This is a genomic window from Paraburkholderia sp. (assembly GCF_050742655.1).
Classification (GTDB): domain Bacteria; phylum Pseudomonadota; class Gammaproteobacteria; order Burkholderiales; family Burkholderiaceae; genus Paraburkholderia.
This window is the reverse complement of the sequence record NZ_JBOIGG010000012.1, coordinates 37,445-52,475: the sequence shown is the minus strand read 5'-3', so window position 1 is coordinate 52,475 and position 15,031 is coordinate 37,445. Positions and strand designations below refer to the sequence as shown.

Here is a 15,031-nt window from a genome sequence, read left to right as displayed (position 1 = left end):
CCTTCGAACCTCGAGTTTCTCTCATGACCGCCCGCGCGCCGAAGCTGAAGCTGACCCTGCAGTTCCCCGCCGCGAAGGCGTGGCCGGCTCACAAGCAGATCCTGCCGCGCGCGACCGTCGCCGCGTGGCTGAAGCCCGCGCTGTTCGCGGACGCGGAACTGACCGTGCGCTTCGTCGACGCCGACGAGGGCCGCACGCTGAACCGCACGTATCGCGGCAAGGACTACGCGACCAACGTGCTGACGTTCGCGTACGCGGAATCGGAAGACGATCCGGTGACGGGCGACCTGATCCTGTGCTGCCCGGTGGTCGAGCACGAAGCCGCCGAGCAGAAGAAGCCGCTCGCCGCGCACTACGCGCACCTGATCGTGCACGGCGCGCTGCATGCGCAGGGCTACGATCACGAGGTCGACGAAGAGGCGCAGGAAATGGAAGCGATCGAAACCGACATTCTCGCGCAGCTCGGCTTTCCGGATCCTTACCGCTGATATCGATGCGGTCCGCCGATCCACCGATCCACCGATCCACCGATCCACGTTACTCTGCATCGTTTTCCGCTACCCGATTACCTGCTTACCCACCGCCCGCGCCGTGAACGCCCGCACCCCTCCTCCCGCCGCTCCCGACCGCCCGAACCCGCCGGCGGGTCCGTGCTATCCGCCATCGCTCGGCGAATCGCGGCTGCTGACGGACGCGGAGCTACGCGCGTCGCTAGATCACGCGCTGCGCGACTGGGACCGCACGAGCGATCTCTGGCTGTTCGGCTATGGGTCGCTGATCTGGAATCCCGGCCTGCCGACCGCCGAAGCGATGCGCTCGCGGGTGCATGGCTATCATCGCGGGCTCTATCTGTGGTCGCGCGTGAACCGCGGCACGCCCGAGCAGCCGGGCCTCGTGCTCGCGCTGGATCGCGGCGGTTCGTGCAGCGGCATCGCGTTCCGGCTCGCCGCGCAGGGCGCGATGCCGCATCTGGATGCGCTGTGGCGCCGCGAAATGGCCATGGGTTCGTACCGGCCCGCATGGCTGCCGTGCGTGCTCGCCGACGGTCGGCGCGTCCCCGCGCTTGCGTTCGTGATGCGCCGCGACGTCGCGAGCTATACCGGCAAACTGACCGACGACGTCGTGCGGACCGTGCTCGGCTGTGCGCGCGGCCGCTACGGCACGACGCTCGACTACGTCAGCCGGACCGTCGCAGCGCTGCGCGAAAGCGATATGCCGGACCGGGCGCTGGAAGGGCTGCTCGCGCGCTGCCGATAGGCCGGTTCGACGTCCACCCCAGCCACGGGCCTGGTATTTTTCTCTACTGCACGTTTTTCGTGTCGATCAGTTAGGATGACCGTAGCCGCCCGGTACACGGTGCCGCCATATCGGCGATGTTATCCTTAGTGCTCTGAAACAGCGCGCCCAGTCTGGCCGGGCGCTTCACCATGAACGACACCTATCCCAGTCGACGCTCCATCGACAAACCTCCGGAAAAGCGCTCCCTGCTCGAGCGTCTGACCGATTTCATCTCGCCCGAACCCGACTCTCGCGGCGAACTCCTCGAAATCCTGCAGGATGCGCATGAGCGCAACCTGATCGACGCGGACTCGCTGTCGATGATCGAGGGCGTCTTCCAGGTGTCCGAGCTGTGCGCGCGCGACATCATGATTCCCCGCGCGCAGATGGACGCGATCAACATCGCCGAAACCCCCGACGAATTCATTCCCTACGTGCTCGACAAGGCGCACTCGCGCTATCCGGTCTACGAAGGCAATCGCGACAACGTGATCGGCGTGCTGCTCGCGAAAGATCTGCTGCGCTACTACGCCGAAGAGGAATTCGATGTGCGCGGCATGCTGCGCCCCGCGGTGTTCATTCCCGAATCGAAGCGCCTGAACGTGCTGCTGCACGACTTCCGCGTGAACCATAATCACATCGCCATCGTCGTCGACGAATACGGCGGCGTCGCGGGCCTCATCACGATCGAGGACGTGCTCGAACAGATCGTCGGCGACATCGAAGACGAATACGATTTCGACGAGGAAAGCGGCAACATCATCGCATCGCCGGACGGCCGTTTCCGCGTGCGCGCGCTGACCGAGATCGAGCAGTTCAACGACGCGTTCGGCACACACTATCCCGACGAGGAAGTCGACACGATCGGCGGCCTCGTCACGCATCATTTCGGCCGGGTGCCGCATCGCGGCGAGAAAGTCCGGCTCGACGATCTGATCTTCGAAATCCTGCGCGGCGACGCGCGTCAGATTCACGTGCTGCTGGTGCGCCGCGACCCGCTGGCAGGCCAGCGCGAACGCGACGCGCAGCACGTGCAGACCTGAGCGCGCCACCCACGTCGCGCTTCCCCAGGCAAGCCCCCTTTCACCTCCCGCCGACCGCGTAACGATGGCCGACCCGATCTCCTCCCGTCTGCGCTCCGGCGCGACACCCGTTGCAGCCGCCGCAGCCGCCAGCACCCGCACGCGCCGCGTGCTGCCCCGCTGGCACTATCTCGCGGCCTTTGTCGCAGGCGCGGCGAACACGTTGTCGTTTGCACCGACGCCGCACGGCGGCTGGCTCGAACTCGTGCTGTTCGCGTTCCTGTTCGCGTGGCTCACGCGCACGACCGGCTGGAAGAGTGCCGCGCTGACAGGCGGCGCATTCGGCTTCGGCAACTTCGTGACCGGTGTGTGGTGGCTGTACGTCAGCATGCACGTGTACGGCGGAATGTCGGCGCCGCTCGCGGCTGCGGCGGTCGCGCTGTTCTCGCTGTATCTCGCCGTCTATCCGGCGTTCGCTGCAGGCATCTGGTCGCTCTGCGCAGGGCATGCGCGCAACGGCGCACTCGACGACCAGCCGTTCTCCCCCACATGGCACGGCGCGTTCGCATTCGCGAGCGCATGGGCCCTCGGCGAATGGTTGCGCGGCACCGTGTTCACCGGCTTCCCGTGGCTCGCGAGCGGCTATGCGCAGGTCGACGGGCCGCTCGCCGGCTTTGCGCCGATCGCCGGCGTGTACGGTGTCGGCTGGGTGCTCGCGCTCGTCGCCGCGCTGCTCGTGCAGACGTGGGTGCGTGCACGCGAGTCGCGCAACGGCGGTGCTGTCATGGCCACGACCGGCCGGTCGCGCGCGGTCGTACCCGCCGCGGTCGTGATCGCGCTGATCGCGGCCGGCGTGCTGCTGCGGTTCGTCGCGTGGACGACGCCCGCCGACGCGCCGCTCACGGTGCGCCTCCTGCAAGGCAACGTGAAGCAGGAGATGAAGTACGACAAGGCCAGCATCCTCTCCGAGATCGACGACTACCAGCGGATGATCACCGCGAAACCGGCCGACCTCGTCGTCACGCCGGAAACCGCGATTCCCGTGTTCGCGCAGGAAGTGCCGGAGCGCTTCGGCCTCGCGGTGCGCGACTTCGCCGATTCGACGAAGACGTCGATCCTGTTCGGCGCGTTCGGCGGCACCGTCACGAAGGACGGCCGCCTCACCGACTTCACGAACAGCCTGTTCGGCATCACGCCAGGCGTGAGTCAGATCTACCGCTACGACAAGCATCACCTCGTGCCGTTCGGTGAATTCGTGCCGTACGGCTTCCACTGGTTCGTGCAGATGATGAACATTCCGCTCGGCGATCTCGCGCGCGGTCAGCCGGTACAAAAGCCGTTCATGGTTCACAACCAGCCGATCGCAGTCGACGTCTGCTACGAGGATATTTTCGGCGAGGAGATCGCGCGCTCGATCCGCGAAAACGCGACGTCGGCCGGCGTGCTCGTGAATTCGACGAATCTCGGCTGGTTCGGCGACACGATCGCACTCGACCAGCATCTGCAGATCGCACGGATGCGCACGCTCGAAACCGGCCGGCCGATGCTGCGCGCGACGAACACCGGCACGACCGCCGCGATCGACGCGCGCGGCAACGTCACCGGCAGGCTCGCGCCGTTCACGGTCGGCACGCTTGAAACGACCGTACAGGGCATGTCCGGCAACACGCCGTACGTGACGAGCGGCAACAACACGGTGCTCGCCGTGTCGCTGTTGCTGCTGGCATTCGGCTTCGCGTTCGGTCCCGGGCGTAAGAGCGGCAAACCAGGTCCGCGCGCCGCTGCGAACCCCTCTACCGACGACGACCGCAGCGCCTGAGTTACGCCACCTCGTTACGCCACCTCTCGCGAAAGTCTCAACCCACCGTCAATCCGGTAAAATTCAACGTTTTAGCACCTGGGCCGCGCAACCGGCCGGCAGCCGCTGGCCCACGCCACGCGGCTACCGCGCCACGTGCCGCGTCCTGCCTGAAAGGCACTTCATGCTCACGTTTCAGCAAATCATCCTGACGCTGCAATCCTATTGGGACAAGCAGGGTTGTGCGCTTCTGCAGCCGATCGACATGGAAGTCGGCGCGGGCACATCCCACGTCCACACGTTCCTGCGCGCGATCGGCCCCGAGCCGTGGCGAGCAGCGTACGTGCAACCGTCGCGGCGTCCGAAGGACGGCCGCTACGGCGAAAACCCGAACCGCCTGCAGCACTACTACCAGTACCAGGTCGTGCTGAAGCCGGCGCCGGAAAACATCCTCGACCTGTACCTCGGCTCGCTCGAAGCACTCGGCTTCGATCTGCAGCAGAACGACGTGCGCTTCGTGGAAGACGACTGGGAAAACCCCACACTCGGCGCATGGGGCCTCGGCTGGGAAGTCTGGCTAAACGGCATGGAAGTGACGCAGTTCACGTACTTCCAGCAGGTCGGCGGAATCAACTGCAAACCGGTGCTCGGCGAAATCACCTACGGGCTCGAACGTCTCGCGATGTATCTGCAGAAGGTCGACAACGTGTACGACCTCACATGGACCGAGTGGGAAGAGCAAGGCCCGAATGGCCCAGAACTGCGCCGCCTGTCGTATGGCGACGTGTATCACCAGAACGAAGTCGAGCAGTCCACGTACAACTTCGAACACGCGAACGTCGATCTGCTGTTCACGTTCTTCAACAGCTACGAAGCGGAAGCAAAGCGGATGATCGACACGCAGCTCGCGCTGCCCGCGTACGAACTCGTGCTGAAGGCCGGCCACACGTTCAACCTGCTCGATGCGCGCGGCGCGATTTCCGTGACCGAGCGGGCCGCGTACATTGGCCGCATCCGTGCGCTGTCGCGTCTCGTCGCACAGGCGTACTACGACTCGCGCGAAAAGCTCGGCTTCCCGATGCTCGGCAATCCGGTGCACGGCGTGCCTGGACTCACCACCGACGAACAGGACGCCGCGATGCCCGCGTGGGCGCCGCCGCTGAAGGTCGAACGCAAGATCGATCCGGACTGACGAGACCTCGAAGAAATGACTCAAGCCCAACACGCCACCCTGCTCGTCGAACTGCTGACCGAAGAACTGCCGCCGAAGGCGCTCGCGATGCTCGGCAACGCTTTCGCCGAAGGCATCGCGCAGCGTCTCGCCGCACAAGACCTGATCGACGGTACGCCGTCGTTCGACAGCTACGCGACGCCGCGTCGTCTCGCGGTAACGATCCGCAACGTGCGCGCCGTCGCCCCCGAAAAACACGTGCGCGAAAAAGTGCTGCCGGTATCGGTCGCGCTCGACGCCGACGGCAAGCCCACCGCCCCGCTCGCGAAAAAGCTCGCGGCGCTCGGCTTTCCCGATTTCTCGGTGAACGATCTCGAACGCGCATCGGACGGCAAGGCCGATGTGTTCTTCCTGCGCTATGCGGCGCCCGGCGCGACGCTCACCGACGGTCTGCAGGCCGCGCTCGACGAAACGCTGGCGAAGTTTCCGATCCAGAAGCCCATGACGTACCAGCGCCCGGACGGCACCGACATCAAGTTCGTGCGGCCCGCGCAACGGCTCACCGTGCTGCACGGCGAACACGTCGTGCCGGTCAGCGCGCTCGGCATCGACGCATCCGATACGACGCTCGGCCACCGTTTCCTGTCTGAAGGGCTGGTTGCGATCCAGCATGCGGATGCGTACGCGCACACGCTGCTCGACAAGGGTCGCGTCGTCGCGAGCTTCAACGACCGCAAGGAAACCATCCGCACGCATCTGCTCGCTCAGGCAAACGGCGATCAGGTAGTGATGCCCGAAGCGCTGCTCGACGAAGTGACGTCGCTGGTCGAATGGCCGGTCGTGTACACGTGCCGCTTCGAGGACGAATTCCTGCAGGTGCCACAGGAATGCCTGATCCTCACGATGCAGACGAACCAGAAATACTTCGCGCTCACCGATGCCGCCGGCAAGCTGCGCTCGCGCTTCCTGATCGTGTCGAACATCGAGACGAAGACGCCGGGCGACATCGTCGAAGGCAACGAGCGCGTCGTGCGTCCGCGCCTCGCCGATGCGAAGTTCTTCTTCGAGCAGGACAAGAAGAAGCCGCTCGCCGACCGCGTGCCGCTGCTCGCGAACGTCGTCTATCACAACAAGCTTGGTTCGGCGCTGCAACGCGTGGAACGCGTCGAAGCGCTCGCGGGTGAGATCGCCGCGCTGACGGGCGTCGACGTCGCGCTCGCGAAGCGCGCGGCGCATCTCGCGAAGGCGGATCTGCTGACCGATATGGTCGGCGAATTCCCCGAGCTGCAGGGCACGATGGGCACGTACTACGCGCGCCACGACGGCGAACCCGAAGAAGTCGCGCTCGCGTGTTCGGAGCACTATCAGCCGCGCTTTTCCGGCGATGCGCTGCCGGCTACGTCGACCGGCACCGTGGTTGCGCTCGCCGACAAGCTCGAAACGCTCGTAGGCATCTGGGGCATCGGCCTGCAACCGACCGGCGAAAAAGACCCGTTCGCGCTGCGTCGTCATGCACTCGGCGTGCTGCGCATTCTGGTCGAGAAGCAGTTGCCGGTCGATCTCGTCGCGCTGCTGCGCGCCGCGCACGCGCAGTTCGCGTCGGTGCCGGCCGTCGCCGATGCGACCGTCGCGATCTACGAATTCTGTCTGGATCGTCTGCGCGGTCTGCTGCGCGAACGCGGCTATGCCGCCGGTGAAATCGACGCGGTGCTCGCGCTGAATCCGACGCGCCTCGACGATGTGATCGCTCGACTCGACGCGGTGCGCGAATTCGCAGCGCTACCCGAAGCGAGCGCGCTCGCCGCCGCGAACAAGCGCATCTCGAACATCCTGAAGAAGTCCGAAGGCGCGGCGCCGGCCGGCGTGCAGAGCGCGCTCTTCGTCGAAGCCGCCGAGAAGGCGCTGCATGCGCAGCTCGAGCAGGTCGCGCCGAGCGTCCAGTCTCAACTCGCGCAACGCCAGTACACCGGCGCGCTGTCCGCACTCGCCGCGCTGCGCGAACCGGTCGACGCGTTCTTCAACGACGTGATGGTCAACGCGGAAGATCCGGCGCTGCGCGCGAACCGGCTTGCGCTGCTCGGCGCACTGCATCAGCAGATGAACTGCGTCGCCGACATTTCGCGGCTCGCCGCCTGAGCGCCCGCCATGCCGACCTCTACACGAAAAATCGTCGTGCTCGACCGGGACGGTGTGATCAACGCCGATTCGGATGCGTTCATCAAGTCGCCCGATGAATGGGTCGCGCTGCCTGGCAGTCTCGAGGCGATCGCGCGGCTGAACCAGGCCGGCTACCGCGTCGCGGTCGCGACGAACCAGTCGGGCATCGGCCGCGGTCTGTTCGACATGGCCGCGCTCAACGCGATGCACATGAAGATGCACAAGATGGCCGCTGCGGTCGGCGGCCGGATCGACGCGGTGTTCTTCTGTCCGCACACCGCGCAGGATCACTGCGAATGCCGCAAGCCGAAGCCCGGCATGCTGAAGATGATCGCCGAGCGCTTCGAACTGGATCCGGCGCACACGCCTTGCGTCGGCGATGCGCTGCGCGATCTGCAGGCCGCCGCGGCGATGGGCTTCGAGCCGCATCTCGTGCTGACCGGCAAGGGCCGCAAGGCGCTCGCGGCCGGCGGTCTGCCCGAAGGCACGCAGGTGCACGACGACCTGCGCGCGTTCGCACTAGACTTTCTTTCCGAAGAACATGAGTAACCTGAGCAATCCGAGTCATGCGGCGGCTGCCGCCGCGCGTCACTCCCACTGAGTCACCACGCCGATGCGCTTCATCCGTTCGCTGCTGCTGCTGGTCTTCCTTGTCGCCTACACGGTGCCGTATGCGACCATGTGCTTCATTTCGTTTCCGTTCCTGCACGCCGACAGGCGCTACTGGATGATCACAGGCTGGTGCCGCTCGATACTCTTCGCGGTGCGCTGGCTGAACGGCATCCGCTACCGGATCGAAGGTTTCGAGAATCTGCCCGACGGTCCTGCCGTACTGCTGTCGAAGCATCAGTCCGCGTGGGAGACACTCGCGTTCCCCGCGCTGATGCCGCGGCCGCTGTGCTACGTGTTCAAGCGCGAGCTGCTGTACGTGCCGTTCTTCGGCTGGACGCTCGGCCTGCTGAAGATGGTTCACATCGACCGCAAGGCAGGCAAGAACGCGTTCGATTCGGTCACGCGGCAAGGCAAGGCGCGGATGGAGGAAGGTGCGTGGGTAATCATGTTTCCGGAAGGCACGCGCACGCCGACCGGCAGGCAGGGCAAGTACAAGACCGGCGGTTCGCGCTTCGCGATCGCGACCGGCGCGCCGGTCGTACCGATCGCGCACAATGCGGGACGCGTGTGGCCACGCAACTCGTTTTTAAAATATCCGGGTATAGTCACGGTGTCGATTGGCAAGCCGATCGACACTGCGGGGCTCACGCCCGACGAAGTTAACACGCGCGTCGAAACGTGGATCGAAACCGAAATGCGCCGTATCGATCCCGAAGCGTACCGCGCTGCGGACAACACGCCCGCCGCCGCCCAAATCTGACGCGCCCACGCCCTGAGCGGGCGTTTTTGCGCGAAACCGGATCCGATGCAGAAGTCCTCACCGCCGCAGCCCGCTGCGGCGCTCGACAGCCGGCAACTCGATCTGCCGCTCTTCGACGAGCCCGGCATCGCGCCGCCGTCCGCGCCGCAAAAGCCCGCCGTGCCGCGTGCGCCCGACGGCACGAAACTGCGTCGTCTGACGCTCGGCACACAGCCGCTCTACTACCTGCTGAAACGCTCGTCGCGCCGCTCGATCGGTTTCGCGATCGACGGCACGGGCCTGACCATCACCGCACCACGCTGGGTCACGATCGCGGACATCGAAACCGCGATCGCCGAGAAGCAGCGCTGGATTTTTGCGAAGCTGACCGAATGGCAAACGCGCGTCGAGCAGCGTGCGCTGCCGCGCGTCGACTGGAAGGACGGTGCCGAAGTGCCGTACCTCGGGCATCCCGTGCGCGTCGCGCTCGGCGCGGCGAATCTCGCATTCGACCAGCAGTCCGCGACGCTCGGGTTGCCGTTGTCGTCGCTGGCGGAACAGCAGCAGATCAAGGACCGCGTGCAGGGCTGGCTGCAGGGCGAAGCGAAACGCGTGTTCGGCGAGCGCCTCGCGATCTATGCAGGCAAGCTCGGTGTGCACTATCGCGCGTATGCGCTGTCGTCGGCGGCGACGCGTTGGGGCAGTTGCTCGAGCGACGGCAAGATCCGCCTGAACTGGCGGCTCATTCACTTCCCGCTGTCGATCATCGACTACGTCGTCGCACACGAACTCGCGCATCTGCGCGAGATGAATCACAGTCCGCGCTTCTGGCAGACCGTCGAATCGATTTTTCCGGAATTCCGCGAAGCGCGGCAGACGTTGAAACATCACCCGCCAGAACTGCTGCCGACGTTGTGAATGTTTTGAACGCGGTGTGCCGCTACGTCGTCGTGAACGTTTCGTGCAGACGACGCCAGCGCACGTTGCGAGCCGCGTCGACGTCGAACACCGCGGTCGAGCGGCGCACGTTGGTCGCCGCTTCGCTCGACTGATGCTCGGTGAAACCGAGCACCGCGCCGCCCGGCCACGCCGCGATCACCGCGATATCCCGAATGACGATCGTGCAGCCGCGCCGCGCACCATACGCCTGCGCGAACAGCTGCGTGAGCGCCGCGCGATCGAGCGCCGCACCGGCCGTCGACACCAGTGTGAAGTCGGACGCGAAGCGCGACATGATCGCGTCGAGCGCATCCGGTTTCGCGGAGCCGTCGAACCATGCGGCAATCTCGACGTGGATCGATTCGAGCTCGGCGATGCAAGCAGCAGCGTCATCGGTCACTTGCTGCGCGCCGGTCATTTTTTCTTCTGGATGAATTCGATCTTGTAGCCGTCCGGATCGGCAACGAACGCAATCACGGTGGTGCCGTGCTTCATCGGGCCTGCTTCGCGAACTACGGTGCCGCCCTGCGCCTTGATCTGCTCGCAGGCCGCGTAAGCATCGTCGACCTCAACGGCAAGGTGGCCGAAGCCGCTGCCCAGGTCGTACGATTCCGTGTCCCAGTTGTGCGTGAGTTCGAGTACCGTGCCGTCGCGCTCGTCGGTATAGCCGACGAACGCGAGCGTGAACTTGCCTTCCGGGTAGTCGTGGCGGCGCAGCAGTTTCATGCCGAGCAGCTCGGTGTAGAACTTGATCGAGCGGTCGAGGTTACCGACGCGGAGCATCGTGTGAAGGAGTCGCATGGGGGGTTCCTTGTTGCGGGGCATCGAGAACGTAAATGTACCGAAAAATGCGCACCGTCGCTCGCAGGCGGGCACATCGCGTCTCGATAACAACAACCCACGCTTCGTTCAGAACAGATGCCGGATGCCACCCATGACGCCGAGTTGCGAGCCCTTCTGCGCGAGGCCGACGCCATTCACACCCTGCAGCTGCGCACCGATCAGATCGCCGCGATACAGCGAGTAATCGGCCTCGACGTAGACGTCGGTGCGTTTCGACAGGCTGTAGTCCGCGACCGCCTGATACTGCCAGGCCGAGCCGTCCTTCGCGTGCGTCTTGCCGTCCTGCAGCGTGCGCCACACGTTCGCGGCAAAATGCCACGCCGCGCCGATCTGCTGCGTGATGCCGCCGAGTATCATCCGGCGCCGCGAAAAGTCCGTGTATTTCAGCGCCGCGAGCGCGGGCGCCGTGAACGGACCATTCGCGAAATTGCTGAAGCCCGCATCGTTCTGGTTGACGATGTAGCCGATCGCGAAACGCGTCTTCTGCCACGTGTACGATCCGCCGACGCTCCATGCCTTCGCGGAGCTGCCGTTCACCGAGTCCTTCGAGTTCTGGTACGCGCCGCCGACGGTGACCGGAATGTCCTTCGGCGTCCACGCGGCCGCGGCGCCGACCTGCGTGCCGTACGACGGGTTGCCCGCGACGCCGCCGAACGCATAACCCAACGCGAACATCACGTCGTGAACCCGCGCCTGATACTGCACCTGGTTACTGGTCCAGATGCCGCCGGACATCGTCACTTCCGGCTGGAAGCTGAAGTCGTACGGAATCCACGGATTGCTGCCGTAGCCGCCGACAGTAATGCCTTCGATCATCACGTTGAACTGACGGCCGAAGATCAGCTTGCCGTACGAATTCGACTGCACGCCGACCTGCGCTTCGTTGAAGAACGGCAGCGTCGGATCGCTCTGTCCGTTGTTGATGGTGATGCGATTCTCGAGCTTGAAGAACGTGGACCATCCATCGCCCAGATCCTCGACGCCCTTCAACCCCCAGCGGCTTTGCGACATCCCGCCGGCGCCGAGCCCGACCGACGAATCGCCGGCGCGGTTCGCGTGGGTCATGTAGCGGATGCTTTCGTCGACGATGCCGTAGAGCGTGACGCTCGATTGCGCGTGCGCGCCGTGACAGGCCAGCGCGGCCGGCAACACGGCATAACGCCAGCTGCGGAGCTTCTTCATACCTTCTCCTGTTCGTGATTGACGTCTTGATCGGATAGGGTCTTGCTCGCCAGGACATCGACGGTCGTGTTCGCTGTTCGCGGTCCGCGCGTCGTGCTGTCTCGTGTCGTCCCGTGCGTGGTCGTGCCGCCGGTCGACGCCCGGATTATCGCGTGTCGGCCATCGTGCGTCACGTGAATATAAAAGCACGCAGTGCAGCATCGCAAGCATGGGTCGCTGCCTGAGCAGGCGTGCCGCGGCAACGATTAACCTGGCGGGCGCAGGCTCGCCGAAGCACCCGTGCGCGGTGGGGTCATCGCGGCCATTGCGAAGCCGGTTTGATATCGTGTCGGCGGGCCGGGGCCTTCACTGGAGACGAATGCGTACGGGACACCCCTGCCCGCCGGCACGCCGCGCCATGATCGCCCTGTACGCCACCGACCGATGACCACCTGTCTTCTTCCCACCGCGGTGACGCGATGAGCACTGCCACGCTATCCGCGCGCCGCGCGCCCGACGGCTTCGCCATTCTGCTGATGATCATGCTGTGCGCGATCTGGGGCCTGCAGCAGGTTGCGATCAAGAGCACGAACGTCGCGCTTGCACCGGTGTTCCAGGCCGGCCTGCGCTCCGCAATCGCGACGCTGCTGGTCTGGGGCTGGGCTCGCTCCCGCGGCACACCGCTGTTCAACAACGACGGCACGCTCGGCGCGGGGCTGATCGCCGGTGTGCTGTTCGCCGCCGAGTTCGTGTGCATCTTCATCGGGCTCTCACTGACGAGTGCCTCGCGGATGGCCGTGTTCCTCTATACCGCGCCGTGTTTCACCGCGCTTGGGCTGCATCTGTTCGCCGACGGCGAACGGATGCGGCGCATGCAGTGGATCGGCATTGCGATCGCATTCGCGGGCATCGCACTCGCGTTCGCCGACGGCTTCGCGCGGCCCGCGAATCATGGCTCGACGCTCGCGGGTCTGGCCGGCGATGCGCTCGGCGTGCTCGGCGGCATCGCGTGGGCCGCGACGACCGTCGTGATCCGCTCGACGCGGCTCGCGCAGTCGAGTGCGAGTAAAACGCTGCTGTATCAACTGGCGGTATCGGCGGTCGTGCTGCTGATGCTCGCGGCAATGCTCGGCGAAGCACGCGTCGATACAGTGACGCCGCTCGCGGTCGCGAGTCTCGCGTACCAGGCGGTGATCGTCGCGTTCGTCAGCTATCTGGTGTGGTTCTGGCTGCTGACGCGCTATATCGCATCGAGGCTGTCGGTGTTCTCGTTTCTGACGCCGCTCTTCGGCGTCACGTTCGGCGTGCTGCTGCTCGGCGAATCGTTCAGCGGACGCTTTCTCGCGGCGGCGGTGCTGGTGCTGGTGGGTATCGCGTTCGTCAATGCGCCGGTGCGGCGTACACGACGAAACGACGCATAGCCGCCCTCAACGCGCAGCAGCCACGTCCCGCGCAAGCCGCACATATTCATCGACCGGCACGTCTTCCGCACGCCGCGCGAGATCGAACCCGAGCGCGTCGAAGTCGATCTTGTCCCGATACGCGGCGAGCGTGTTGCGCAGCATCTTGCGACGCTGCGAAAACGCGGCCGTGACCACTTCACCCAGCACGCCAACATCGACGGGCGTCAGTTCACGCGGCGCGTACGGGATCATTCGCACGATCGCGGAATTGACTTTCGGCGGCGGCTGGAACGATTCGGGCGGCACGTCGAGCAGCTTGTCGATCACATAACGGTACTGCAGCATCACCGACAGCCGGCTGAACGCCTTGCTGCCCGGCTCCGCGACCATTCGCTCGACCACCTCGTTCTGCAGCATGAAGTGCTGATCGATCACGCACGGCGCGAACGACGTCAGATGAAACAGCAGCGGGCTCGAGATGTTGTACGGCAGATTGCCGACGATGCGCAGCGTCGGCTTCGCGCCCGCATCCTGATCGGTGAGCGCGGCGAAGTCGAATGCCAGCGCATCGCCCGCATGCAGTTCGAGCAGTGCGCCGAACTGCTTCTGCAGCCGACCGATCAGATCGCGGTCCAGTTCGACCGCGTGCAGCGGCGCATCGGGGGTGGCGAGCCGCTCGATCAGCGGGCCGGTTAGCGCACCGAGACCCGGTCCGATCTCGACCATGCGCTCGCCGCGCTTCGGACGAATCAGTTCGACGATCGAATCGATCACGCCAGTATCGACCAGAAAGTTCTGCCCGAAACGCTTGCGCGCGAAGTGGCCTTGATGCTGTCGGCTGGTGGACATCGAAGAAACGCCAGAAAAAGGTGGAATGCGGATAAGACCGCGGGTCAGAGTGCGCGGCGATGACGCGCCATCGAAACGGCGGTATCGATCGCAGCGATCAGGCTGCCCGCATCGGCGCGGCCGGTGCCGGCGAGATCGAGCGCGGTGCCGTGATCGACGGACGTGCGGATGATCGGCAGACCAAGCGTCACGTTGATGCCTTCGCCGAACGTCGCGTACTTGAGCACCGGCAGGCCCTGGTCGTGGAACATCGCGAGCACGCAGTCGGCGTCCTTCAGATAGCGCGGCTGGAACAGCGTGTCGGCCGGGTACGGGCCGCGTGCGTCGATGCCTTCGTCGTTCGCGCGTTTGAGCGCGGGCGCGATCACGTCGATCTCTTCGTGGCCCAGGTAGCCGTTCTCGCCCGCATGCGGGTTCAGGCCGGTCACGAGGATACGCGGCGTGGGCACACCGATGTGCCGGCGCAGATCGCCGTCGATAATGCGCAGCGTGCCGAGCAGACCCTCGACGGTGAGCGCCGCGGAGACGTCCTTCAGCGGCAGATGCGTGGTGGCGAGCGCGACGCGCAGCGGCCGCTGGCCGGTGCCCGCGAGCATCATCACGACCTGCGGCGTATGCGTGCGCTCCGCGAGATATTCGGTGTGGCCGGTGAACGGCACGCCGGCATCGTTGATCGTGCTCTTTTGCAGAGGTGCGGTGACGATCGCGTCGAACGTGCCCGCGAGCGCGCCGTCGATCGCGTCGTCGAGCAGCCCGAGCACGTAGCGGCCGTTCGCCGCATCGAGCTTGCCCGGCAGCGACGGCACGCCGAGCGACCGGTGCGCGACGCTCACACGAGCGGCCGGCAACGCCGCCCAGTCGACCCGCACGGCCCTCGCGCGCTGCGCGAGCAGTGCGGCATCGCCGAACACGGTGAAATGCGTGTCGGGCCAGTGCGCTGCCGTGGCCGCCAGCGCCTGCGCGGTCAGCTCGGGACCGACGCCGGCGGGTTCGCCGGTCGTGATCGCGATCCGCAGCGGCGGGGAGGACGGCGAGGCGGCGTGCGTCATGATGACGATA

At 65.6% G+C, this 15,031-nt stretch carries 15 protein-coding genes; 10 read left to right on the top strand and 5 right to left on the bottom strand.

Annotated features, from left to right (window positions below):
- The first annotated feature begins 23 nt into the window (after positions 1-23).
- From ybeY to ACREXZ_RS17900, 9 genes are all read left to right on the top strand, one after another.
- Complete coding sequence (gene ybeY, locus ACREXZ_RS17940; RefSeq protein WP_431765453.1) at positions 24-488, top strand: rRNA maturation RNase YbeY; 465 nt, start codon at positions 24-26, stop codon at positions 486-488.
- Between the two features lie 103 nt (positions 489-591).
- A complete protein-coding gene (locus ACREXZ_RS17935) occupies positions 592-1,257 on the top strand; it encodes a gamma-glutamylcyclotransferase (protein ID WP_431765452.1) in 666 nt (221 codons plus the stop codon).
- Positions 1,258-1,427: 170 nt separating this feature from the next.
- Positions 1,428-2,321, top strand: a complete 894-nt coding sequence (locus ACREXZ_RS17930) for an HlyC/CorC family transporter (RefSeq protein ID WP_431765451.1) — start codon at positions 1,428-1,430, stop codon at positions 2,319-2,321.
- A gap of 64 nt (positions 2,322-2,385) precedes the next feature.
- Entirely contained in the window at positions 2,386-4,119 is a 1,734-nt protein-coding gene (lnt, locus tag ACREXZ_RS17925; protein ID WP_431765450.1) for an apolipoprotein N-acyltransferase, read from the top strand.
- A gap of 163 nt (positions 4,120-4,282) precedes the next feature.
- On the top strand, positions 4,283-5,290 hold the full coding sequence (gene glyQ, locus ACREXZ_RS17920; RefSeq protein ID WP_431765449.1) for a glycine--tRNA ligase subunit alpha: 1,008 nt from the start codon (positions 4,283-4,285) through the stop codon (positions 5,288-5,290).
- Between the two features lie 15 nt (positions 5,291-5,305).
- Positions 5,306-7,405, top strand: a complete 2,100-nt coding sequence (gene glyS, locus ACREXZ_RS17915) for a glycine--tRNA ligase subunit beta (protein WP_431765448.1) — start codon at positions 5,306-5,308, stop codon at positions 7,403-7,405.
- A 9-nt stretch (positions 7,406-7,414) separates the two neighbouring features.
- The gene (gene gmhB / locus ACREXZ_RS17910) at positions 7,415-7,975 is read left to right on the top strand and encodes a D-glycero-beta-D-manno-heptose 1,7-bisphosphate 7-phosphatase (protein ID WP_431765447.1); all 561 of its coding nucleotides are present in this window, start codon (positions 7,415-7,417) and stop codon (positions 7,973-7,975) included.
- A 64-nt stretch (positions 7,976-8,039) separates the two neighbouring features.
- Positions 8,040-8,798 (top strand): lysophospholipid acyltransferase family protein, encoded by a 759-nt coding sequence (locus tag ACREXZ_RS17905; protein ID WP_431765446.1) that lies wholly within the window; start codon positions 8,040-8,042, stop codon positions 8,796-8,798.
- A 45-nt stretch (positions 8,799-8,843) separates the two neighbouring features.
- Positions 8,844-9,695, top strand: coding sequence for a M48 family metallopeptidase (locus ACREXZ_RS17900; RefSeq protein ID WP_431765445.1), 852 nt, complete (start codon positions 8,844-8,846; stop codon positions 9,693-9,695).
- 22 nt (positions 9,696-9,717) lie between these two features.
- Here ACREXZ_RS17900 and ACREXZ_RS17895 read toward each other — a convergent pair whose 3' ends face one another.
- The 3 genes from ACREXZ_RS17895 to ACREXZ_RS17885 all read right to left on the bottom strand — a co-directional run bounded on the left by ACREXZ_RS17895 (position 9,718) and on the right by ACREXZ_RS17885 (position 11,741).
- Positions 9,718-10,116, bottom strand: coding sequence for a hypothetical protein (locus ACREXZ_RS17895; protein WP_431765444.1), 399 nt, complete (start codon positions 10,114-10,116; stop codon positions 9,718-9,720).
- A 14-nt stretch (positions 10,117-10,130) separates the two neighbouring features.
- Positions 10,131-10,517, bottom strand: a complete 387-nt coding sequence (gene gloA, locus ACREXZ_RS17890) for a lactoylglutathione lyase (RefSeq protein WP_431765443.1) — start codon at positions 10,515-10,517, stop codon at positions 10,131-10,133.
- Positions 10,518-10,625: 108 nt separating this feature from the next.
- Entirely contained in the window at positions 10,626-11,741 is a 1,116-nt protein-coding gene (locus ACREXZ_RS17885; protein ID WP_431765442.1) for a porin, read from the bottom strand.
- Between the two features lie 458 nt (positions 11,742-12,199).
- Here ACREXZ_RS17885 and ACREXZ_RS17880 point away from each other — a divergent pair, with 458 nt between their 5' ends.
- Positions 12,200-13,141 carry a DMT family transporter gene (locus ACREXZ_RS17880; RefSeq protein WP_431765441.1) on the top strand — a complete coding sequence of 314 codons (942 nt, stop codon included), beginning with the start codon at positions 12,200-12,202 and terminating at the stop codon, positions 13,139-13,141.
- 6 nt (positions 13,142-13,147) lie between these two features.
- Here ACREXZ_RS17880 and rsmA read toward each other — a convergent pair whose 3' ends face one another.
- Complete coding sequence (rsmA, locus tag ACREXZ_RS17875; protein WP_431765440.1) at positions 13,148-13,972, bottom strand: 16S rRNA (adenine(1518)-N(6)/adenine(1519)-N(6))-dimethyltransferase RsmA; 825 nt, start codon at positions 13,970-13,972, stop codon at positions 13,148-13,150.
- A gap of 44 nt (positions 13,973-14,016) precedes the next feature.
- Complete coding sequence (gene pdxA, locus ACREXZ_RS17870) at positions 14,017-15,021, bottom strand: 4-hydroxythreonine-4-phosphate dehydrogenase PdxA (protein WP_431765439.1); 1,005 nt, start codon at positions 15,019-15,021, stop codon at positions 14,017-14,019.
- Positions 15,022-15,031 lie beyond the last annotated feature (10 nt).